20 protein-coding genes and 3 tRNA genes are annotated in these 21,175 nt (G+C 61.2%); 19 read left to right on the top strand and 4 right to left on the bottom strand.

The annotated features are described in order from the left end of the window. The first annotated feature begins 43 nt into the window (after positions 1–43). From GM415_RS09875 to GM415_RS09850, 6 genes are all read left to right on the top strand, one after another. Entirely contained in the window at positions 44–820 is a 777-nt protein-coding gene (locus GM415_RS09875; protein ID WP_158947714.1) for a FadR/GntR family transcriptional regulator, read from the top strand. 21 nt (positions 821–841) lie between these two features. Beyond that, positions 842–2,479 carry a choline dehydrogenase gene (gene betA, locus GM415_RS09870; RefSeq protein ID WP_158947712.1) on the top strand — a complete coding sequence of 546 codons (1,638 nt, stop codon included), beginning with the start codon at positions 842–844 and terminating at the stop codon, positions 2,477–2,479. An 18-nt stretch (positions 2,480–2,497) separates the two neighbouring features. After that, positions 2,498–3,982 (top strand): betaine-aldehyde dehydrogenase, encoded by a 1,485-nt coding sequence (betB, locus tag GM415_RS09865; protein ID WP_158947710.1) that lies wholly within the window; start codon positions 2,498–2,500, stop codon positions 3,980–3,982. Between the two features lie 78 nt (positions 3,983–4,060). Next, positions 4,061–5,014 carry an ABC transporter substrate-binding protein gene (locus GM415_RS09860; protein ID WP_158947708.1) on the top strand — a complete coding sequence of 318 codons (954 nt, stop codon included), beginning with the start codon at positions 4,061–4,063 and terminating at the stop codon, positions 5,012–5,014. Positions 5,015–5,371: 357 nt separating this feature from the next. Next, complete coding sequence (locus tag GM415_RS09855) at positions 5,372–5,830, top strand: hypothetical protein (RefSeq protein ID WP_158947706.1); 459 nt, start codon at positions 5,372–5,374, stop codon at positions 5,828–5,830. A 183-nt stretch (positions 5,831–6,013) separates the two neighbouring features. Next, positions 6,014–7,297 (top strand): alpha/beta hydrolase family protein, encoded by a 1,284-nt coding sequence (locus GM415_RS09850; protein ID WP_199244280.1) that lies wholly within the window; start codon positions 6,014–6,016, stop codon positions 7,295–7,297. 94 nt (positions 7,298–7,391) lie between these two features. Here GM415_RS09850 and ahcY read toward each other — a convergent pair whose 3' ends face one another. Then, the gene (gene ahcY / locus GM415_RS09845) at positions 7,392–8,822 is read right to left on the bottom strand and encodes an adenosylhomocysteinase (protein WP_158947704.1); all 1,431 of its coding nucleotides are present in this window, start codon (positions 8,820–8,822) and stop codon (positions 7,392–7,394) included. 26 nt (positions 8,823–8,848) lie between these two features. Continuing rightward, positions 8,849–9,760, bottom strand: a complete 912-nt coding sequence (locus GM415_RS09840; protein WP_158947702.1) for an ArsR/SmtB family transcription factor — start codon at positions 9,758–9,760, stop codon at positions 8,849–8,851. Between the two features lie 146 nt (positions 9,761–9,906). On the opposite strand from GM415_RS09840, the gene GM415_RS09835 reads away from it, so the two are divergent. The 10 genes from GM415_RS09835 to GM415_RS09790 all read left to right on the top strand — a co-directional run bounded on the left by GM415_RS09835 (position 9,907) and on the right by GM415_RS09790 (position 15,812). Continuing rightward, positions 9,907–10,830 (top strand): PEGA domain-containing protein, encoded by a 924-nt coding sequence (locus GM415_RS09835; protein WP_158947700.1) that lies wholly within the window; start codon positions 9,907–9,909, stop codon positions 10,828–10,830. A 183-nt stretch (positions 10,831–11,013) separates the two neighbouring features. Then, on the top strand, positions 11,014–11,901 hold the full coding sequence (locus tag GM415_RS09830) for a universal stress protein (protein WP_158947698.1): 888 nt from the start codon (positions 11,014–11,016) through the stop codon (positions 11,899–11,901). A 30-nt stretch (positions 11,902–11,931) separates the two neighbouring features. Then, entirely contained in the window at positions 11,932–12,357 is a 426-nt protein-coding gene (locus GM415_RS09825) for a PEGA domain-containing protein (protein WP_242012219.1), read from the top strand. A 3-nt stretch (positions 12,358–12,360) separates the two neighbouring features. Beyond that, positions 12,361–12,849 carry a DciA family protein gene (locus GM415_RS09820; protein WP_158947696.1) on the top strand — a complete coding sequence of 163 codons (489 nt, stop codon included), beginning with the start codon at positions 12,361–12,363 and terminating at the stop codon, positions 12,847–12,849. A 36-nt stretch (positions 12,850–12,885) separates the two neighbouring features. Beyond that, positions 12,886–13,236, top strand: a complete 351-nt coding sequence (locus GM415_RS09815) for a hypothetical protein (RefSeq protein WP_158947694.1) — start codon at positions 12,886–12,888, stop codon at positions 13,234–13,236. A 220-nt stretch (positions 13,237–13,456) separates the two neighbouring features. After that, positions 13,457–13,531 (top strand) — tRNA-Gln (locus GM415_RS09810). An 8-nt stretch (positions 13,532–13,539) separates the two neighbouring features. Beyond that, positions 13,540–13,617: transfer RNA gene (locus GM415_RS09805), tRNA-Glu, on the top strand. Positions 13,618–13,682: 65 nt separating this feature from the next. Next, positions 13,683–13,760: transfer RNA gene (locus tag GM415_RS09800), tRNA-Glu, on the top strand. A gap of 243 nt (positions 13,761–14,003) precedes the next feature. Beyond that, on the top strand, positions 14,004–15,110 hold the full coding sequence (locus tag GM415_RS09795) for a linear amide C-N hydrolase (RefSeq protein ID WP_158947692.1): 1,107 nt from the start codon (positions 14,004–14,006) through the stop codon (positions 15,108–15,110). A gap of 315 nt (positions 15,111–15,425) precedes the next feature. Continuing rightward, a complete protein-coding gene (locus GM415_RS09790; RefSeq protein WP_158947690.1) occupies positions 15,426–15,812 on the top strand; it encodes an OsmC family protein in 387 nt (128 codons plus the stop codon). A gap of 37 nt (positions 15,813–15,849) precedes the next feature. Here GM415_RS09790 and GM415_RS09785 read toward each other — a convergent pair whose 3' ends face one another. Then, the gene (locus GM415_RS09785) at positions 15,850–16,899 is read right to left on the bottom strand and encodes an FUSC family protein (RefSeq protein WP_158947688.1); all 1,050 of its coding nucleotides are present in this window, start codon (positions 16,897–16,899) and stop codon (positions 15,850–15,852) included. Positions 16,900–17,108: 209 nt separating this feature from the next. Beyond that, positions 17,109–18,074, bottom strand: a complete 966-nt coding sequence (locus GM415_RS09780) for an ABC transporter substrate-binding protein (protein WP_158947686.1) — start codon at positions 18,072–18,074, stop codon at positions 17,109–17,111. A gap of 165 nt (positions 18,075–18,239) precedes the next feature. Here GM415_RS09780 and GM415_RS09775 point away from each other — a divergent pair, with 165 nt between their 5' ends. The 3 genes from GM415_RS09775 to GM415_RS09765 are packed head-to-tail and all read left to right on the top strand — an operon-like array spanning position 18,240 to position 21,170. Continuing rightward, complete coding sequence (locus tag GM415_RS09775) at positions 18,240–18,986, top strand: (Fe-S)-binding protein (protein ID WP_158947684.1); 747 nt, start codon at positions 18,240–18,242, stop codon at positions 18,984–18,986. A gap of 2 nt (positions 18,987–18,988) precedes the next feature. Further along, positions 18,989–20,440, top strand: a complete 1,452-nt coding sequence (locus tag GM415_RS09770) for a LutB/LldF family L-lactate oxidation iron-sulfur protein (RefSeq protein ID WP_158947682.1) — start codon at positions 18,989–18,991, stop codon at positions 20,438–20,440. Beyond that, positions 20,433–21,170 (top strand): LutC/YkgG family protein, encoded by a 738-nt coding sequence (locus tag GM415_RS09765; protein WP_158947680.1) that lies wholly within the window; start codon positions 20,433–20,435, stop codon positions 21,168–21,170. Before GM415_RS09770 ends, GM415_RS09765 begins: the two co-directional genes overlap by 8 nt. The last annotated feature ends 5 nt before the right edge of the window (positions 21,171–21,175 follow it).

Raw genomic sequence — 21,175 nt, 5'->3', positions numbered from 1 at the left:
AATAGAAACAAAATGGCAAATTATTGCTAGATAGGTAATACCATTGTCTCCGATCAAAGAAGAAATTTCCCTGTTCCTTCCTGTCCAGGCTGGCCGCGCCAGTGAGGAAGTCGCGCTCCAGATCGAGGCCGCCATCATGGATGGACGGCTGCAGCCAGGAGAGCGTCTCCCCAGCGAACGGGAAATGCAGTCACAGTTCGGCACGGGACGCGGCGTGATCCGCGAGGCCATCAAGATACTGAAACAGAAGGGGCTCCTCGAAGTGAAGAAGGGAGCCAAAGGCGGGGCCTACGTCAGGCAGGTTGAAGTCGCCAATGTTTCGGAATCCCTGGCCCTCTTCCTCAAACAGCACCCGGTGGAGCCGGAAAAGCTGATCGAGTTCCGCGAGACTCTGGACCGGACTATCACGCAATTGGCCATCGCCCTCGGCAGCCGTGAAGAGAAGATGGAACTGCTCGGTGAGGCCCTTCGCCTGGAGGGCATGCTCAAGGAGGACGAACCGGACCTCGTCGCCACCAGCGAACTGGACCGCAAGCTGAACCTCATGCTCGTGCGCATGGCACGCAACCCGCTGTTCGAGTGGGTCATGCACGCCATCCAGATGGGATTCAGTTCTCACGACTACGCCCTGTACGAGGAGGCGTCCTTCCGGGAAAAGGCCGCCGCCAACTGGAGCGACACGGCCCGGGCCATCGAACAGGGACAACTCATGCGGGCCCTTGGCCACGTCAGCCAACACTACGTTTTGCTCAGGCAGTGCGTGGAGGAGAGGGCCGAGTCCGTTGACCAACCCGAGTTCCTGCAAGACGACAACCAATAGCCACAAGCGAGAACATCCTCAATGAAACACTATGATTACATCATAGTCGGCGGCGGCTCCGCCGGCTCTGTCCTGGCCAACCGCCTGAGCGCCAACCCCAAAAGCAAAGTACTGGTCCTGGAAGCGGGACTGCCCGACTTCAAGCTCGATTTCCGCATTCATATGCCTGCGGCCCTGACCTACCCCCTGGCGGGCAAGACCTACAACTGGTGGTACGAGTCCGAGCCCGAACCGCACATGCACAACCGCCGCATCTACCAACCGCGCGGCAAGGTCCTGGGCGGTTCCAGCTGCATCAACGGCATGATCTACATTCGCGGCAACGCCATGGATTACGAGAAGTGGTCCAAGGAGGACGGACTGGCGGACTGGGACTACGCCCACTGCCTGCCCTATTTCAAGCGGTTCGAGTGCCGCACCGCCGGTGCCGACGAATATCAAGGCGCGGTGGGGCCGCTCTACCTGACCGAGCCCGAATGCGACAACCCGCTCTTCGACGCCTTCTTCAAGGCCGTACAGGAGGCGGGATACCCGGTGACCAAGGACGTCAACGGCTATCAGCAGGAAGGGTTCGGCAAGTTCGACCGCAACACCTACCGTGGCCGCCGCTGGAACGCGGCCCGCGCCTACGTGCACCCGGTCAAGAACCGCCGCAACCTGACCGTCAAATGCAAGGCCATGACCACGCGCATCCTGTTCGAGGGCAAGCGCGCCGTGGGCGTGGAGTACACGCGCGGCAAACGGACCTTCAAGGTCTACGGTGGGGAGATCATCTCCTGCGGCGGAGCCATCAACTCGCCCCAACTGCTCCAGCTCTCGGGCGTGGGCAACGGCACCGAGCTCTCCACCCTGGGCATCAACGTCGTCCAGGACCTGCCCGGCGTGGGCGAAAATCTCCAGGATCACCTGGAACTCTACGTCCAGTACGCCTGCAAGAAGCCGGTCTCCATGTTCCCGTGCCTCAAGTGGTACAACCAGCCGTGGATCGGCATGAAGTGGCTCTTCGGACACAAGGGCGAGGCCGCCACCAACCACTTCGAGGCGGGCGGCTTCATTCGAGGCAACGACCGGGTGGAATACCCCAACATCCAGTATCATTTCCTGCCCATCGCCATCCGCTACGACGGCTCGGCCCCCAACGAGGGTCACGGCTACCAGGTTCACGTCGGGCCCATGAACACTGACGTGCGCGGCCACGTGAAGATCACGTCATCCGATCCCGCCGACTACCCGAGCATCCTGTTCAACTACCTCTCCACAGAGCAGGAGCGCCGTGAGTGGGTGGAGGCCATCCGCAAGACCCGCGAGATCATGACCCAGCCCGCCTTCGACGAGTTCCGGGGCAAGGAGCTGGCGCCCGGCCCGCAGGCACAGACAGACGAGGAAATACTCGACTTTGTGGCCAGGGAAGGCGAATCCGCCTACCACCCGAGCTGCACCTGCGCCATGGGAACCCACGACATGGCAGTCACCGACCCCGAGTTGCGCGTGCACGGCGTGGAAGGGCTGCGCGTGGTAGACGCCTCGGTCATGCCCTACGTGACCAACGGCAACATCTATGCCCCGACCATGATGATCGCGGAAAAGGCGGCGGACCTGATCCTGGGCAATACCCCCCTGCCCGCCGAAAACGCGCCCTACTACAAGCACGGCGAGTAAAGGAAACGGAGAAACGACATGCTCACCGGAAAACACTTCATCAACGGGCAGTGGGTGGACAGCCTGTTCGGCAAGACCCGCGAGATTCTCAATCCCTACGACGCCTCTGTGGTCGCCGTGGTGGCCGAGGGCGACCGCGAGGACGCCAAGGCGGCAATCAAGGCGGCCAGGCTTGCCTTCGACCACGGCGGCTGGCCGCAGACACCAGCCACGGAGCGGGCACGGCTCCTGTTCAAGCTGGCCGACCTGATCGAGCGCGACCACGAGGAGCTGGCCCGGCTGGAGAGCCTGGACACCGGCAAGACCGTGGAGGAGAGCCGCTGGGATATGGACGATATCGCAGGCATCTTCCGCTACTTCGCCGGGCTGGCGGACAAGGACGGCGGCGAGGTCATCGCCTCGCCCAATCCGGGCTCCACCAGCACCGTCATCCGTGAGCCCGTGGGCGTCTGCGGCCAGATTTCGCCGTGGAACTACCCTCTGCTCCAGGCCTCCTGGAAGATGGCTCCGGCCCTGGCCGCCGGATGCACCATCGTCATGAAACCGAGCGAAATCACGCCCCTGACCACCCTCAAGGTCACGGAACTGGCCGAAGAGGCGGGCTTTCCTCCCGGCGTGGTCAACACCGTGCTCGGCCCGGGCGCGGAAGTGGGCGCGGAGCTGGCCGAAAGCCACGGCGTTGACCTGATCTCGTTCACGGGCGGCATCGCCACGGGCAAGACCATCATGCGCGCGGCTGCAGACAACGTGAAAAAGGTCGCCCTGGAACTGGGCGGCAAGAACCCCAACATCATCTTCGACGACGCGGACCTCGACCTGGCCGTGGACTACGCCCTCAACGGCGTTTTCTTCCACGCCGGGCAGATCTGCTCCGCAGGGGCCCGGGTCATGGTCCAGGCCGGTATCCATGACCGTTTCGTAGACGCACTCAAGGCGCGCATGGAGAAGATCGTGGTCGGCAACGGCTTTGACGAGAAGACCCAGATGGGGCCGCTCATCTCCGCCGATCACCTGGCCAAGGTGGAAGGGTACGTCGAGATCGCCAAGGAGGAAGGAGCCACGCTCCTGCTGGGCGGCAAACGCCCGGACGATCCAGACCTTCAGAGCGGTTACTTCCACCTGCCCACCCTGTTCACGGGATGCGAAAACGACATGCGCATCGTGCAGGAGGAGGTCTTCGGCCCTGTCATCACCGTGGAACGCTTCGCCACCGAGGAGGAGGCCGTCTCCAGGGCAAACGACACCATCTACGGCCTGTCCGCCGGATTCTGGACCCGAGACCCGGACCGCATCGAGCGAGTCTCCAAGGCGCTCCGGTTCGGCACGGTCTGGGCCAACGACTTCAACGTCTACTTCGTCCAGGCTCCCTGGGGCGGCTACAAGCAGTCAGGGCTGGGCCGCGAGCTCGGCAAGATCGGCCTGGAGGAGTACACCGAGGTGAAACATATTTACCGCAACCACGCCACCCAACCCATCAACTGGTTCGGTCCGGATGCGGAATAAGCTGACGCGCATGTGGCGCACAGGGGGCGGCGGACCAGTTCCGCCACTCGCCCCTTCAATCTCAACATAGGAGGTTTGATGTCTTCCGGCCTGAGGCGGACGCTGTTCGCCGTTCTCGCAATCGCAACTATTTTCTGCTCCACCCTCACCGCACAAGCAGCGGACAAGATCACGGTCGCCAGCGTCTCCTGGACCGGCGTGACCATCAAATCCGAAATTGCCGTTTCCGTCCTGAAAAGCCTCGGCTACAAGGCGGAAAACAAAGTCTTCTCGGTGCCCATCACCTACACCGCCCTGTCCACCGGCGACGCGGACGTCTTCTTCGGCAACTGGATGCCGTCCATGGCGAATATCGCCAACAAATTCTTTGAAAGCGGCAAGGTCATCAAATATGTGGCCAACATGCCCGGCGCCAAGTACACGCTGGCCGTGCCCACCTTCTGCGCCGAAGCGGGCCTGAAGGACTTCAGCGACATCGCCAAGTTCGGCGACAAGCTGGACTGGAAGATCTACGGCATCGAGCCCGGCAACGACGGCAACATGATCATCCAGGACATGATCGACAAGAACATGTTCGGACTGGGCAAGTTCAAGCTCGTCGCCTCCAGCGAGGTGGCCATGCTCTCCGAAGTCCAGGCCTACGCCAAAAACCACAAGTGGATCGTCTTCCTGGGCTGGGCGCCGCACAGCATGAACGAGCGCATCGACATGACCTACCTGACCGGCAGCACCGACGAGACCTTCGGTGGCAACAACGGCACCGCCACGGTCTGGACCAACATCCGCAAGGGACTGGAGCAGGACAACCCCAACGTGGCCAAGTTGTTCAAGAACATGCAGTTCCCGGTCTCCATGATGAACCAGATCATGACCACCGTGCACAAGGACAAAAGCATCGGCTTCACCAAGGCCGGACTCCTGTGGCTCAAGGCCAACCCCGAGATGTACGAAAAATGGCTCGACGGCGTGACCACCGCCGACAGCAAGCCCGGCGCGGCAGCCTTCAAGGCATACCTGGACTCCAAGGTCTAGACGCTACGCATCATCAGCAATGTGGAGTGGAGCCGTGTTCTCGCGGCTCCACTTTTTTTGTCAGCACCGGCGACCCAAGGGCTGTGGCGGCAGGCGGGCAGGACCGCCCAGTCGGAGGGAAAGGCATAACTTACAACGCAAGAAGGGGCTCCGATGTGACCGGACTATTTCTTCCCTGGAAAATGATTCAGCCGCATGCTACATATCGACCCTAAAGCAAAATAGAGGACCAGAGATATCGCCAGGATGATTGCTGGGTAATTCTTCATAACCCGCTTCAATACGACAAGATTTTTTGTTCATGCCCCAACGACCGAAACGTCGTATCTCCGCTCGGACCGGGCGGGGAGACATGCAATGGATGTTACCGGAATGCGAACCATATTCAACCTCATCCGCGACATTTCAGGACACGGCCTACTGCTGCTGACAGCGGGGTATGCAATTTATGTCATTTCGATTTTTTACGATAAACCTGAAAATTTTTTCCAGTGGGGGACATTACTCCTCCCAATCCCCTTCTACCTGGCGTTCAAAATCGCCAACCTCATTATCCATTCTGAACACAAGCTACTGAAAATACTCAACTCGTTTTCAGATTTTTGCATACTGCTCCCCATTGCACCCTTATTGTTGGTGGACCATCTGGCGCAGACTCTTCTGAACTGGAAAGAATTTCAAGCGCTTGGCTATCTGTCCACCATTATCACCATTGGCCTGACTGCCTACTTCTGCATGACGGACCAATTAGATAAACTGCCATTCGCACTTTTCCCAAAAGCCATTTTATTGTTGCTGGTTAGCCTGGATTCGTAATTTATTCATCCCATGGAACCGTGGACTAAATCCGGCATCTTTTGTGGGCGACAACAGCTCCTCCCGTTTGACAACTCACAACACTGATTTTTGATCGCAGGCCTAGTTTCTGAAACGAATCATCCCATAAACGTCATATTCGAACAAAATTTTGAAACGGGATTCGCGCCGAAGGAGATTCTCATGACACAGGATTCAAGAAGTTGGAAATGCGCCATCAGGATAGTCCTCGTGGCCGCAATGCTCTGCCTGCCCGGCATGGCCCGAGCCTCGGAGGACGGCAAAGCGTTTGACGCCCACGCCACTGCATTTCACTACTTCTTTCAGGACGGGGACATGGATTTCCACTTCGGCAATCTCGTGCTCGGGGCCGTGGGCAACGGCGGCGGAGAGGTCGGCGAAATCTTCTATGCCGCGTCCAAGATCAAGGACGGGGATGCGGACAGCTGGCACCGGGAGTGGTTCGAGCTGTCCACCCGGGTCGAGGCGCGCGGTGATAAGGCCCTTGCAGGCGGTCACAAGCTCAGCGCCCGCACCCAGTACCTGCGGGCGGCCTATTATGCCCGCATCTCCCTCATCGCCATGCTCCCGGACAATCCCGAGCTGGCAAAGCGGGCCGAGCGCACCCGTACATTGATGCAAAAGGCATGTCCCCTGTTCGATCCGCCCCTGGAATACATCGAGATTCCCTTTGAGGACACCGTGCTGCCCGGCTACTTTCGTCCGGCCTTGTCCGATGGCAAGCCCGCCCCGACCCTGCTCATGATCGGCGGCGGCGAGACCTTTGCCGAGGACCTGTACTTCTACATTGCGCAGGAGGCGTTCGAACGCGGCTACAACTTCATGACAGTGGATCTGCCGGGCCAGGGGATGCTTCCGCAATCCGGCCATATCTTCCGGACCGACACTTACGTCCCCATGAAAGCCGTGGTGGACCTGCTCCTGAAGCGCTGCGAGGTCGATTCCGCCAGGCTGGCCGCCTTCGGCTACAGCGGAGGCGGACTCTTCGTGCCCCAGGCCGCCATGCACGACCCCAGGCTCAAGGCGATCATCATGTCCGCCGCCGTTATCGACGCCGAAGCGCTCTTCGCCACCATGCCCGCAGCCACCGACACCGCCAAGGACAAGCAATCCTGGACTTCCTTCCACGCCAACGTGGTCAGGTCCATCTGCTGGCGGTACGGGGTGGACCCGGACAACCCGTCCGAGCTTATCAATGCCAACGCGGGCAACACCTTTGATCCGGCCAGGATCGGCGCCCCTGCCCTGATCCTTCTGGGCGAGGGCGAGTACAAAAGCGCCGAGGCAAGGCGGCAGGTGGATATAGCCATCAAGGGATTTCCCAATCCGAAATCCAGATTGGTGGTCACTCCGTCCAACGAGGGAGCCTCCAACCACTGCCTCATGGAAAACCGGCGGCTGGTCGGTCTGGAGGTCTTCGATTGGCTGGATGAAGTCTTCAAGTAGCAAGTCTTTCGACTGCCCCGTAGACCGGGGCACAAAGCACAAAAAAAGGGGGGCCGAGCGGCCCCCCTCTTCATTTGATATACGCTAATAACGACTAGTAGCGGTAGTGGTCGGGCTTGAAGGGACCTTCCACGTCCACGCCGATGTAGTCGGCCTGCTCCTTGCTCAGGGTCTCCAGCTTGACGCCGAGGCGATCCAGGTGGAGACGGGCGACTTCCTCGTCCAGCTTCTTGGGCAGGATCATGACCTTGGGGTCATAGTCGTTCTGGGCCAGATCGATCTGGGCCAGGGCCTGGTTGGTGAAGGAGTTGGACATCACGAAGGAGGGGTGGCCGGTGGCGCAGCCGAGATTGACCAGGCGGCCTTCGGCCAGGACGATAAGGGATTTGCCGGAAGGCAGGGTCCACTTGTCCACCTGGGGCTTGACCTCCTTCTTGACGCACTTGGGATTGGCCTCCAGGTGAGCCATCTCGATCTCGGAGTCGAAGTGACCGATGTTGCAGAGAATGGCCTCGTCCTTCATGGCGTCCATGTGCTTGCCGGTGATGACGTGGTAGTTGCCGGTGCAGGTGACGAAGATGTCGCCGCGAGAGGCGGCGTCGTCCATGGTCGTCACTTCGTAGCCTTCCATGGCGGCCTGGAGCGCGCAGATGGGATCGATCTCGGTGACCAGCACACGAGCGCCGAAGCCGCGCATGGACTGGGCGCAGCCCTTGCCCACATCGCCGTAGCCGACAACGACAACGACCTTGCCCGCCACCATGACGTCGGTGGCGCGCTTGATGCCGTCGGCCAGGGACTCGCGGCAACCATAGAGGTTGTCGAACTTGGACTTGGTCACGGAGTCATTGACGTTGATGGCAGGGAAGAGCAACTCGCCTGCGCGCTGCATCTCGTAGAGACGGTGCACGCCGGTGGTGGTTTCCTCGGACACGCCGCGAATCCTCTTGGCGATGCCGGTCCACTTGGAGGGGGTGGCCTTCACGCTGGCGGCCAGACGATCCATGATGATCTGGAATTCATGGACGTCGTACTTCTTGTCGCACAGGGACGGGTCCTTCTCGACCTTGACGCCCTGGTGCACGAGCAGGGTGGCGTCGCCACCGTCGTCCACGATGAGGTCCGGGCCGGTGCCGTCGGGCCAGGTCAGGGCCTGCTCGGTGCACCACCAGTACTCCTCAAGGGTCTCGCCCTTCCAGGCAAACACCTTGGCCATGCCGGAGTCGGCGATGGCGGCTGCGGCGTGGTCCTGGGTGGAAAAGATGTTGCACGACGCCCAGCGGATATCAGCGCCCAGCTCGTACAGGCACTTGATGAGCATGGCGGTCTGGATGGTCATGTGCAGGGAGCCCATGACCCGCAACCCCTTGAGCGGTTTTTCCTCACCATACTTGGCGATGATGGACATGAGTCCGGGCATTTCGCGCTCGGAGAGCTGCATCTCCATGTGGCCCCACTCGGCCAGGGACATGTCAGCGACCTTGGTTTCGCACTGCGGATCGACGGGCATGACGTTCTTGGACATTGTATTCCTCCAACTTTGGTTGATGACTATATTTTTTCCGCCTCGTACAACACGACGACGAGGCCCTTGTTAACAACAAATTCCGTGGTGCCGTGCACCGTGAACCCGGTCTGTTCCATCCAGCCCACCATCTTTTCGCGCGAGATGCCCAGCCGCCGGTCGCCATACTCGCTGCGCATGACCTCCACGTCATGGCGATCAAACTCGGCCACGATCAGACGGCCTCCGGGCCTGAGCACCCTTTCGGCCTCGCGGATGGCGTCCATGGGGCGGGCCAGATGGTGCAGGACCAGGGACATGACCGTGCAGTCCGCTTCCCGGTCGCGCAGGGGGAGGTGCGTGGTCTCGCCGATGCGCAGGGAAATGTTGGCGTCGTCCGAGAACCGCTCCTCGGCCAGCTCCAGCATCTTGGGCGAGTTGTCCACGCCGATGACCTCATCGGACAGATCGTGAAGCATCTCCAGCAGATCGCCCGTGCCGCAGCCGATGTCGGCCGCGCACTCGCAGTGACTCAGTCGGGCCTGAATCTCCCGGCGCAGGTCGAGGTCGCCCAGGACCTCGGCGGTCATGCGGTCCCACTCGGGCGCGATGTCGTCGAAGAACTGGCGGGTTGCTGCGGTGCGCTCCCGGATGACCTTGTCCGCCCGGTTACCGTCCCGCTTGAGCTCGCCTTCCTCGTCCAGCAGGGCTGCAACGCCGTTGAGAAACGCGCGCCCCGGCCCCTCCTCGCTCGCCTTGTAAAAAGCCCAGAGCCCCTCGCGCCGAACCTCCACCAGCCCGGAGTCGGCCAGGATCTTGAGGTGCCGCGAAATCCGCGACTGCCCCATCTCCATGACCTGGACGATCTCGCCCACGTTCAGTTCATATTTAAGAAGAACGTTGACGAGCCTGGCTCTGGTTTCATCGGCAAGTGCTTTGCAATATTTGATAATTTCCATCTTGTCGCGTCCTATATCAGGATATCTTGATATATGGAATGTTCAACTTCTAGCGCAAGCGCTGACCGCCGTCAAGCCTGCTTGCAGTTCTTTTGGTTGAGCTCCCTTGCCCGTTGCTCTATATAAAAGGGAAAATCGGAGGAAACATGAACAGAATCAGTGTACTAATCATCCTGCTGGCAACCGCCGCCCTGACCCTGGCCGGGTGCAAGGCCGCCACCCAGACCATCCCGGTCTCCAGCAACCCGACGGGAGCCATGGTTCTGTCCGATGGAGCCCAAGCGTGCATTACCCCATGCAGCGTGGAACTGGAAAAGACCCAGGCCCACATCCTGACGCTGCAAAAGGCTGGATTCCGCCAGGTGGATGTGCAGATCAGCCGCAAATACGATACCGCCAGGGCCACTCGCGGCGCTGTCCAGACCGGCATGTGGCAGAAATCGGTAGGCGGTAATGATCAGGCCGCGGTCTCCAACGCGCTGTTGAACATGGAGACGGCCGAAGAAAGCGGTGACGCCTATGTGCTCTCCCCCTCCTCCGTGGTGGTCGAAATGGTGCCCGACAAGCCGGTTAAGCAAGTATCACAGGCAGAAGGTTCCGGCGCGCCTGTTGTCATTTCCCCGGATCAACTCGATGCCGCCGATCGTGAGCAGATAAACAAACAGGCCGTCCCGACGATCTCGTCCGATCAACTCGCCCCGGAAGACAGGCAACGCGTCGAGACAATCTCCCCGGACCAGCTCGCGCCGGAGGACCGGGCGCGCATCAAGACTACCGAACCCGCGACCATGGGCTCGGCGGCAGAGGAAAACCCGGTCAAGACCGCCGAGGAAGTTCTGGAGGGAGCAGCAGTGGCCGCGCCCTCGGTGGGCACCAAGAAGGAGTGGTCGCACTCCAGCAGCTCCGGCCATTTCAACAAGGATGGCTCCTACTCCGGCTCGTCCACCAAGACCTCCACGAGCGTTGGCGTGTCTGTCAATCCCGTGGAAGCGGGACTTGGCGTTCTGCATCTGCTTGAGGGCGCCGAAAAGCCCGGCACCAATCAGGAGTCCGGCGAGAGCGGGGAATGACATGCCCCCGGAGAACGGGCGCAGCCCTCTTTCCGGCCAACCGATTGGTAATCCCCGCGAACCTGTGGCATGGTCCCGATAATACTTGCCCTGACGATGTGAAATTGCGATAGTTGAGACGGACAACCGCCACGACCGGATGGCGGGACATCAGAAATACTTCCGGTCCCGAAAGGAGGCGACATGTTCAAGAAGATCCTGCTGGCGGCCAGTCCCGCGGTCAACACCCAGACCGCTCCCAAGGCCGCCTTCGACCTGGCCCGCAGGAACGACGCGGAGCTGATCCTGTACCACTCGCTGCCCATCGGCAAGGACGCGTGGTGTACCTTTGACGAGACCATCCCCGAGGAGACCCTGAAGCAGGCAACGGCGGACAAGATCGCGGCGTTCTACGCCGAGGATCTGGCCACCATCCCCAAGCACTCCATCAAGGTGACCACCGGGCTGGCTCATGAGAAGCTGCTCCGCTACATCCATGCAGAAGGCGTCGACCTGGTGGTCATGGGCCATCACACTGCGACCATCGACCGCCCGGACCGTATGTGGGGTTCCGTGGACACCACCATCCGCAAGATCTGCTCCAACGTCTTCTGCCCGGTCATGGTCGTAACCAATGCCATGCAGGAAAACGCGGACATCAAGCGGATCGTCGTTGCCACCGACTTCTCCACCCCGTCCGACTCCACCCTTTGCTATGCCGCCCAAATGGCCCGCAAGTATGACGCACACCTGGATATCTTCCACGTTCTGGACATCGGCGTGACCAGGCCCAACCCCAAGTACTACATGCAGGACATGGACGTGTTCACCGGCCAGGCCAAGGAGCGCATGACCCGGTTCGACAAGGCGCTTACGGGCATCAGCCATTCCTACGAATGCTGGGAGGGCATCCCCTACGTGGAAATCCTCAAGCGGGCCCGCTGGACAGATGCGGACCTGATCATCATGGCCCAGTACTCCTCCAGCCAGGAGATATCCAAGCCCATGATCGGTTCCACCGTCATCCAGGTGGCCCTGTCCCCCGGGTGCCCGGCGCTGATCGTCAACTACCGCGCCAGACACTGCATGTAGGCGGAGCTCCAGGCGGCTCAGGAGACGACCATGAACAGATTCGGCGCGATGGCGCTCTGCATCGGCATACTCATCATACTCCCGCTGACCGGGTGCGGCCCGGCCAAGCAGCGAATTCCGGTTTCGACCAATCCCCTCGGTGCGGCCGTGTACGCGGACGGAAAAAAGGTCTGCACCTCGCCGTGCACCGTGGCCTTCGACAGACAGGGCAACCACTTGGTCACCATCGTCAAGGAGGGATACGAGCAGGTGGACCTGAAGGTTACCCGCCAGTTCCAGCCCGACAGGGCCATCCGGGACGGCCTGATCACCGGTGTGCTCAAGGGCGGCGATCCCAAGGAAGTGGGCTCCGAGGTGGCCAGAGAGGTGGATGAACAGGAACGCAGCGGCGAGGCCTACAAGCTCGAGCCCGACGTCATCACCGTAACCCTGACTCCGCTAGGCGGCAGGGAGTAGCTCTTGGTCCGTTACTATCGCCACTACACGAAAAAGGGGCGCGCCAACCGGGTGGTCAGCACCCGCGACGCCCTGCCCCGCTTCCTCGACAAGCTCGACACCACGGGCGGCATGGCCCTGATCAGGCTGTGGGAGGCCTGGGGCGACCTCATGGGCGAGATGGCTTCCGTCGCCCGCCCGCTAGGCCACCGGGGGCGCAGGCTCATCCTGGCGGCGGAGGACCCAATGGTCATGCAGGAGGCGCAATTTCTGGCGCCCATGATCCTGGAAATCGTGAATGGATTTTTGGGTCAGGAAATCTTTGACAAGGTGGTGTTCGAACTGCTAAACGGCAGAACTCCTTTGGACGGAGCAATCCGACGGGAGGCCCCGGAGCCTCCGAGGAAACTTAAAAAGCCCGAGAAATTGGGCGGGTTGGATGAAGACCTGGACCCCGATTCCCCGCTGGGAAGGTGTTACCGGGCATACAGGCGAATGTTTGAAGAGAAATAGACGTTCGCCGCGACAGAACTTTTTAAGGAGTACACCATGAGTGAAGAAGTAAAAGAAATTTCCTTTGACGAGCTTGGCCTGACCAAGCCCCTGGAAAAGATGACCGCCAAAGAGCTGCGCGCCCTGATCATCGAGAAGCTGCCCATGATCACCGGCGCTTCCGGCATGGAGAAGGACGCGCTGGTTTCCTCCATCAAGGACGTCTTCGGCATCGTCGATGAGGAGCAGGTCTCCCCCTACAAGAAGCAGATCGCCGAGATCAAGAAGCAGATCCGCGCCATGCGCGTCGAGAAGGCCGCCATCGAGGATCGCACCCAGCGCAACCGCCTGCGCCGCAAGATCAACAAGCTGAAGAAGCGCACCAGGCAGCTCGCCCGCGCCGTCTAGTTTGAATTTGCTGCGGATGCTTCTGCATCCGTTTTGAAATCGTTCGCCGGGAAGCGTTATTTCCGGCACGCTCCGTCGCGCAAGCGGCGTGACGGCCATTGCAAGCCGTCTTAATTTCTCGTCAACGTTATCAAAACACCCTTTTGATCCCGATGCGAAAATTAGAGTAAAAAAGGAGTTGACTTTAGGGAAGCTAACCCTTAAATCATCTTCTCGCTGCTGGGCTGTCGTTCAATTGGCAGGACGACGGGTTCTGGCTCCGTTAATCAAGGTTCGAGTCCTTGCAGCCCAGCCAAATATTGCGTCCCCATCGTCTAGCCTGGTCCAGGACGTCGGCCTTTCACGCCGGTAACAGGGGTTCAAATCCCCTTGGGGACGCCATATCGAAGCCATGAGGCAGCCGCACAGGTTACGGCTGCCTCTTTTTTAAAAGCCGGAACTTTTCTGTCCCCATCGTCTAGCCTGGTCCAGGACGTCGGCCTTTCACGCCGGTAACAGGGGTTCAAATCCCCTTGGGGACGCCAAGGAAACTTAAGGCCTTACGCACACCGCGTAAGGCCTTTTCCTTTTTCAGCCCCCACACACAGATCATGAGAGCCGACCAGCTCGAACAACCCACCCAAATGGATTTTTCCGGCCTGTCGGCACTCTCCCGGACATTGATGAATGCGCCCCATCAGCAATAGCCTGATTGCCTAAGGCACTCCTGTTGGGCTATATCTTCGCAAATCGAATCAGCGAGTTCACGGTATAACCAGGGAGCCATCATGTCGCTTCACCGCCATTGGGTCATCTGCCTTCTCATCCTGTCTATCAGTGTTCTCCTGCCGGCTCCGGTCGTTGCCTGCACAGGCATCAAGCTCGTAGGGGCCGATGGCACCGTGGTTTTCGGCCGCACCCAGGAATGGGGTAAATTCGATCTCAAGCCGCAGATTGCGGCCTACCCGAGCGGCACGTCGTTCCAGTCCAGCGTTCCCGGCGGGGACAAGGGCATCGCCTGGAAAGCCAAATACGGCCTCGCCGGCGTGCTGCTCATGAATCGGGTCATCAATACCGGCATGAACGAAGCAGGCCTGGCCGGGGGCATGTTCTTTCATAAGGGTTTCGCCGAATACGCCAAGTACGATGCAGGCAAGGCGGCAGTCTCCATGGCTCCCAGCGCCCTGCTGACGTACATTCTCTCCAACTTCGCCACAGTGGATGAAGTCAAGCAAGGCTTATCCGCGATTCGCGTCGTGCCGGTGGTCGATCCGGCACTGGGCATCCCCTTCCCCCTGCACGCCATGATCACCGATCCCGCAGGCAACGCCATCGTCATCGAATTCAAGGGCGGCAAGGCGATCGTCTTCGACAACCCGGTGGGCGTGATCACGAACAACCCCACCTTTGACTGGCAGCTCACCAACCTGCGCAATTACGGCAATCTCTCAAACACGCCCTTTGCGGACACCAAGTGGGGCGACTACGAAATCACTCCCCTGGCTGGCGGCTCCGGCATGCTTGGACTGCCCGGCGACTTCACCTCGCCCTCCCGCTTTGTCCGGGCCGCCGCGTTCGTACAGACAGCGCGCAAAACAACCGGGGGCGAGGACACGGTTCAGGAAGCCTTCCGCATACTGGACAGCTTCGACCTCTCGGCCACGCAATCCGAAGGATCGGCAGGCGCGACAGGACCGAGTCTACTGGCCGGAACGCAATACACCGTTCTCAACGACACGAAAAACAAGATTATTTATTACCACACCATGTTCAACCGCAGGGTACGCATGGTGGACCTTACAAAAATCGACTTCAAGATGGGAAAGGCGCTCTCCATGCCGTTGGACCAGGTCCGTAAGCAGGATGTGGACGAAGTGACCGGTAAGTTGCGCTGACGACTCCCTGCCTGATGCGCACGACAAGAGTGTTTGAATCCACATGGGCGTAAGCCCTGTTGCGCCTGTTTCGTAACGCTTCATTCCGCAAGGCTCTCAGCCCCGGGCTATGTTTGGAATAAGCCGACACGGCGCAATGTCCATAGTGTCAACGGGGCTATTGACGTCGCAATCATGGCCCCCTCGCTGAGAGTGGGGCGCCCGCTTTGGCGCATAACAAATCCTTGCACCTCGTTGCCTTTCCGCACGGGCGGGTATATTGGGTACTCCTCGATAATACCCTTACCCCAACAACCCCGTACACGAGGTACAACCATGATTCGCACCAAGAACCACGAAGCGAACTTTCTGACGGAATTTACGGACGGAGCCCACACGGCACTGACGGACGCGCCTGCGGACAAGGGCGGCGCGGGCGAGCACATCTCTCCCTTCGGCCTGCTGGAGGCGGCGCTGGCCACCTGTCTGAACATCACCCTGCGCTTCTACGCCGAGGCCCACGGCATCGCCCTGGACAAGGTGGAGACCGTTGTCACCCTCAAGCAGGACTCGGACGGCTCCACCTTCGAATACTGGGTCGACCTGCCAGAAGACCTGCCAGAAGACCAGAAAAAGCGGCTCTTCGCGGCGTTGCGGGGCTGCCCCGTCCACGGCCTGCTGAGCAAGCCCATACAATTGGAATTGAAGGCCCCTTCCGAGTAAAGGGCGAAGAAATGCAAGACGGCCCGGGGATGGCGCGCTATTCCCCGGCCGTCATTTCCTTCCTGTTCAGGATTTCCAGCATGTACTCGCCCAGATGCTGGGCCGCGTTGATGAAGCCCAGGACCTGAAACAGGCGGCGCACGCCGAAACGCAGGGTCACGCCCTGTTGGCGCAATTCATGGAAACGCGCCTCGATGGCCACTACGGCGGCGGCCAGAGCGCGGGGATCGTGTGGCTCCCCGGCTCCCACGGCACACAGGGCCTCCGAGGTCGTACGCACCAGCTCGTTCAGTTCCGGAGCCATGATGATGTCGAACCCGGTCCCCTCCACCTCGTTGAGCAGGGTAAGCATGGACTGCAACCGCTCCAGGACGGACCGGATCACGGTCACCTGCATGGAAAGCAGGGCCACGTCCTCCCGAAAGAAAAGCCGTTCCGTGGCATAGACGCTGTGGAACATTTCCGTATTCTTGCGGATGTCCGCATCCAGGTCGAAGAAAAGATCCGGGTCGGCCTTCTTCTGCAGGGAAAGAAAATTGCTCATGAGCAGCGCATAGCGGGCGGCAGCGTCTTCGAACTGCCCCTTGAGCCGGGCCCGGAGCGTGGAACCGGCCCGGTTGGGCCAGACCAGCACCGAAACGACGAAGGCGCACAACACCCCGACGCCGATCTCCGCCACTCGGAACAGGCCGAAGGGTATCCGGGAGTCGGTGCCCAGGCTGGTCAGGTAGACGATGGACACGGTGATGGCCGCCATGCGGAACCGGGCGTCATAACGTGTCAGGTAGGCGCAAATCGCGGTCCCGACAAAGATGCCCAGGACCGTGAACCAGTGCGTGGGCGGAAAAATGAGGATCATGGCAATGCCCATGACCGCGCCGATGGCCGTGCCGGAGAAGCGGTACAGGCACATGCGAATGGAATCGGCCACGTGCATCTGCATGACGATGACCGTGGTGATCACCGCCCAGTAGCCGTAGGGTAATCCCACCCAGTCAGCCAGGAGATAGGCAAGCACGCTGGCCAGGCCGACCTTGACGCCGTGCCGGACATGCTCGCTGCGGATCATTCGTTTTACCATACTCATGAAGGATGCCTGCCGTTATATTCCGCCCCTCAGGGGGCGAGCCGGTCTTTTCACAACCGGGCCGCAAGGTCAAGGATTCTCGTTGCGGCGAGGCGAATATGCCCCCTTTCATTTGCCGAAGGATCAATAAACCTATGACTCACTCCCAAAAAAGACCGCCCTTCCGGCCGGAAGAGCGGTCTGAATCGGTCGGCTTCTGGCGAATGCGCTTATTCTATGACCTTGTCCGCCTGATCGATCACGCTCTGCGGCACTTCCAGCCCCATCTTCTTTGCGGCGGCGGGGAAGACCTGGAAGGTCAGCTTCTTCTGAAATTCCACCGGAGTGTCGCCGGGCTTGGCGCCATTCAGGATGCGGATGGCCATGGCGCCGGTCTGGCGGCCATGCAGGTAGTAGTCGAAGCCCACGGCGGCCACGGCGCCACGTGCGACGGAATCGGTGTCAGCCACGAAGAGCGGAGTCTGCGAACGGCGGCAGACCTTGACCACCACTTCCATGGCCGAGACCACGGTGTTGTCCGTGGGCACGAAGATGGCGTCCACCTTGCCCAGCAGGGAGGTAGCTGCCTGCTGCACCTCGGCGGAGTTGGCGACCGTGACTTCCTCCACGGCAACGCCGCGTTCCTTGGCAGCGGCCTTGAAGCGGGTCACGGCGGAAACGGAGTTGGACTCGCCCACGTTGTAGACGACACCCACGGACTTGAGCTCGGGGATGAACTTGCGGATCATGTCCACGTGTTCGCCCATGGGCATCTGGTTGGACATGCCGGTAACATCGCCGCCCGGCTTCTCGTAGTTGGAAACCAAACCGGCCCCCAGGGGATCGGTGATGGCGGTGAAGAGCATGGGGGTTCCCTTGAGCTGCGGAGCCTTGTCATATTCCTTGAGGCAGGCCTGGGCGGGCGGGGTGGCAATGGCCACGATCATGTCCGGCTCGTCGCTCACTATCTTGTTGGCGATCTGGTAGGTCACGCTCATGTTGCCGTGAGCGTTGTAGATCCGGTAATCCACTTCCACGCCGCCTTCCCTGAGTTCATCCTGGAAGCCCTTGAGCACGGCGTCCAGGGCCGGATGCTCGACAAACTGGCTGACGGCGATGACGACCTTCCCGGCATGGGCGACGGACGCCATGCACAAAACGGCCAGCATGGCCAGACAAAGAAAACAACGCTTCATGGAAACCTCTCTGCTCTCGAATTACATAATTGAAAAATAACCCCCGACGGAGGCGGACAACGCGTCGCCCATTACTATAGTAATGGAAAATTCCTTGCAAGTTTTAAGGGATGGGGGCAACATCTGCGCCCGTTCCCACCCCACTAGACCTAATTCAGTAAAATAATGAGCAAACAGACAGCCACGCTTTTCATACAATGCCTTGTGGATTCCCTGCGTCCCGAAATCGGCGACGCCATGGTCCACATTCTGGAGAGACTCGGCGTGCCCATGCACTACCCGCCCGAGCAGACCTGCTGCGGCCAGCCCGCCTTCAACTCGGGGTACCGGGCCGAGGCGACCAAGGCCGCCCGCCGTTTCATCGACATTTTCGAGGACAGCGAGATCATCGTCTGCCCATCCGGTTCCTGCGTGCATATGGTCCGCCACCACTACCCTGAGCTGTTCAAGGACGAACCGGGCATGCTGGTGCGCGCCCGCCGGGTCGCGGCCAGGACGTACGAGTTCACCGAATACCTGGTGGATGTGCTCGGCGTCACCGATCCCGGCGAGGAGCTGGGCAGCCGCTTCAACGGCACGGTGACCTACCACGACTCCTGCCACCTGGCCCGGGGCCTCGGCATCCGCAGGCAGCCCCGCCAACTACTGGGAAATATCCCCGGCCTGACCCTGGTCGAGATGGACGAGAGCGACCGCTGCTGCGGCTTCGGCGGCACCTTCAGCGTCAAGTACCCGGAAATCTCCACGGCCATGGTGGACGACAAGGTCAAGACCATCCTGGAGACCGGCGCGGACGTCGTGTCGGGCTGCGACGTAAGCTGCCTGATGAATATCGCCGGACGCCTGAGCCGGATCGGCTCCCCGGTCCGCGCCCTGCACATCGCCGAGCTGTTGGCCGGAACCGGAGTGTAGCCATGCACGAGACGAACGAAAAGACCTACTCGGAACTGGCCCGCGAGGCCGTGGGCAACGAAGAACTGCACGCCGCCATCCGCATGATCCAGGACCGCATCGGACGCGGTACCCGGCAGTTATGGAAGACCGAAATTTCACCGGAGCTGCGCGCCAGGGCCAAGGCCATGCGCATGCGGACCCTGGAACACCTGGACGTGGTCCTGGCTACCCTGGCGGAAAACATCCGCAAACAGGGCGGGCACGTCTACTTCGCCAGGACCGCCGAGGACGCCAGCAGATACTGCCTGGAAGTGGCACGCAAGAACGAAGTCAAGCGCGTGGTCAAAGGCAAGTCCATGACCTCCGCCGAGATCGGCGTGGACCCGCTGCTGGAGAAAGACGGCATCGAGGTGGTCGAGACCGACCTCGGCGAATACATCCTCCAGTTGGCCGGCGAAGCCCCCTCGCACATCATCGCCCCGTGCATCCACATGAACCGGCGGCAGATCGGCAGGCTCTTTCAGGAAAAGCTCGGCATCCCCTACTCCGAAGACCCGCCGACCCTGACCAAGGCCGCACGCAAGGCACTCCGGGAGAAGCTGCTCACCGCCGACATGGGCCTGACCGGCTGCAACCTGGCCTGCGCCGAGACCGGCCAGGTGGCCCTGGTCTCCAACGAGGGCAATATCCGCATGGCCACGACCATGCCCAAGGTCCACGTGGCGCTCATGGGCATGGAGCGCGTCACCTCGACCCTGGCCGAGCACGAGACCCTGCTGCGCCTGCTCACGCGCGGCGCGGCGGTACAGAAGATTTCCACATACGTCAGCTTCGTGGGCGGGCCGCGCCAGCCGGGCGAGCCCGACGGTCCCGAGGAGTTCCACCTCGTGATCATCGACAACGGCCGCACCGACATCCTGGCCGACCCGCGCTTTCGCGAGGTGCTGGCCTGCATCCGCTGCGGCGGCTGCCTGAACATCTGCCCGGTCTACGGGCGCATCGGCGGACACGCCTACAACGCCACCTACACCGGCCCCATCGGCTCGGTGGTCATGCCGCTGCTGGGGGGCGTCAACGACCACGCCGACCTGTGTCGGGGCGAGACCCTCTGCGGCGCGTGCAAGGACATGTGCCCGGTCAACAACGACCTGCCGCGCATGCTCTCGGAGCTGCGCCACATGCTCGCATACGGCGACGAGACCTGGGACGTGACCCCGGTGGACAAGACCGAAGCCGTGGCCTTCAAGGCGTGGGCGGCGGCCATGTCGAGCCGCAAGGCCTACGACCTGCTGGTCAAGTCGGGGCGCCTGCTCCAGGCTCCCTTCGTTCGCAAGGGCGTGCTGAAGCACGGCGTGGGCCCGCTGGGCAAATGGACGGCGGACCGGGACTTCCCGCCCATCGCCAAGCAGACCTTCGCTGAACGCTGGAACACCATTCACGCCAAACGGCTCAAGGAGGACGGCGATGCATAACGAACGGGATTTCCTCAACCGCGTGCGCGAGGCCCTGGGCCGAACCACATCCTCCCCGGTGGACCCGGCGCTGTTCAATCCCCGCCCCGAAGGCGAACGGGAGGCCCGGCTCACACAGGCACAACGGACGCCCGAAGAGCGCGCAGCTTTGCTGGCCCTGCTCAAGGAAGCCGCCGTGCCCCTGAACCTGAACGTGCACGAGGCCGCCACCCCGGACGAGGCAGGCGAGGCCATCGCGGACATCGCCCGCAACGCAGACACGGAATGGGGCGGTGAAAAACGCCTCACCCTGCACGACAACCCCGAGATCGAAGCCCTTGGCCTGAAGGACAGGCTGGCCGGTGACGGAATCGCCGTGGACGTGGCCGCCCTCCTGCCCGACGAGGACGAGATGCAGGGCAAGCAGCGCCTGCGCGCCCAGGCCGAGGCGGCCTTCATCGGCGTGACCGGCGCGAACTGGGGCGTGGCAGACTGCGGGGCCATCGCCCTGCTGGCCGGTCCGGGACGCGGCAGGGCCACCTCGCTGGTGCCCTCCATCCACATCGCGGTGCTGCCCCTTGAGCGGCTTCTGGCAGACCTGCCCGAACTCTACGCGCAACTGGAAGACACCGAACTGCCCACCTCGTTCAACTTCATCTCCGGCCCGTCCAAAACCGCCGACATCGAGGCCCAACTGGTCCACGGCGCGCACGGCCCCCGCGAGATGCACCTCATCGTCGTCACGGGCTGATCCGG

Origin of the sequence: Pseudodesulfovibrio cashew (assembly GCF_009762795.1) — a bacterium.
Classification (GTDB): Bacteria; Desulfobacterota; Desulfovibrionia; order Desulfovibrionales; family Desulfovibrionaceae; genus Pseudodesulfovibrio; species Pseudodesulfovibrio cashew.
This window is presented reverse-complemented; position numbering and strand designations above follow the sequence as displayed.

Coding starts and splice junctions, on each gene's coding strand:
- GM415_RS09825 (WP_242012219.1), top strand. CDS start 11,932: ATGAACAGATTCGGCGCGATGGCGCTCTGCATCGGCATACTCATCATA.
- GM415_RS09830 (WP_158947698.1), top strand. CDS start 11,014: ATGTTCAAGAAGATCCTGCTGGCGGCCAGTCCCGCGGTCAACACCCAG.
- GM415_RS09835 (WP_158947700.1), top strand. CDS start 9,907: ATGAACAGAATCAGTGTACTAATCATCCTGCTGGCAACCGCCGCCCTG.
- GM415_RS09770 (WP_158947682.1), top strand. CDS start 18,989: ATGCACGAGACGAACGAAAAGACCTACTCGGAACTGGCCCGCGAGGCC.
- GM415_RS09780 (WP_158947686.1), bottom strand. CDS start 18,074: ATGAAGCGTTGTTTTCTTTGTCTGGCCATGCTGGCCGTTTTGTGCATG.
- GM415_RS09815 (WP_158947694.1), top strand. CDS start 12,886: ATGAGTGAAGAAGTAAAAGAAATTTCCTTTGACGAGCTTGGCCTGACC.
- betB (WP_158947710.1), top strand. CDS start 2,498: ATGCTCACCGGAAAACACTTCATCAACGGGCAGTGGGTGGACAGCCTG.
- GM415_RS09850 (WP_199244280.1), top strand. CDS start 6,014: ATGACACAGGATTCAAGAAGTTGGAAATGCGCCATCAGGATAGTCCTC.
- GM415_RS09795 (WP_158947692.1), top strand. CDS start 14,004: ATGTCGCTTCACCGCCATTGGGTCATCTGCCTTCTCATCCTGTCTATC.
- GM415_RS09860 (WP_158947708.1), top strand. CDS start 4,061: ATGTCTTCCGGCCTGAGGCGGACGCTGTTCGCCGTTCTCGCAATCGCA.
- GM415_RS09855 (WP_158947706.1), top strand. CDS start 5,372: ATGGATGTTACCGGAATGCGAACCATATTCAACCTCATCCGCGACATT.
- GM415_RS09840 (WP_158947702.1), bottom strand. CDS start 9,760: ATGGAAATTATCAAATATTGCAAAGCACTTGCCGATGAAACCAGAGCC.
- GM415_RS09785 (WP_158947688.1), bottom strand. CDS start 16,899: ATGAGTATGGTAAAACGAATGATCCGCAGCGAGCATGTCCGGCACGGC.
- GM415_RS09775 (WP_158947684.1), top strand. CDS start 18,240: ATGAGCAAACAGACAGCCACGCTTTTCATACAATGCCTTGTGGATTCC.
- ahcY (WP_158947704.1), bottom strand. CDS start 8,822: ATGTCCAAGAACGTCATGCCCGTCGATCCGCAGTGCGAAACCAAGGTC.
- GM415_RS09790 (WP_158947690.1), top strand. CDS start 15,426: ATGATTCGCACCAAGAACCACGAAGCGAACTTTCTGACGGAATTTACG.
- GM415_RS09765 (WP_158947680.1), top strand. CDS start 20,433: ATGCATAACGAACGGGATTTCCTCAACCGCGTGCGCGAGGCCCTGGGC.
- betA (WP_158947712.1), top strand. CDS start 842: ATGAAACACTATGATTACATCATAGTCGGCGGCGGCTCCGCCGGCTCT.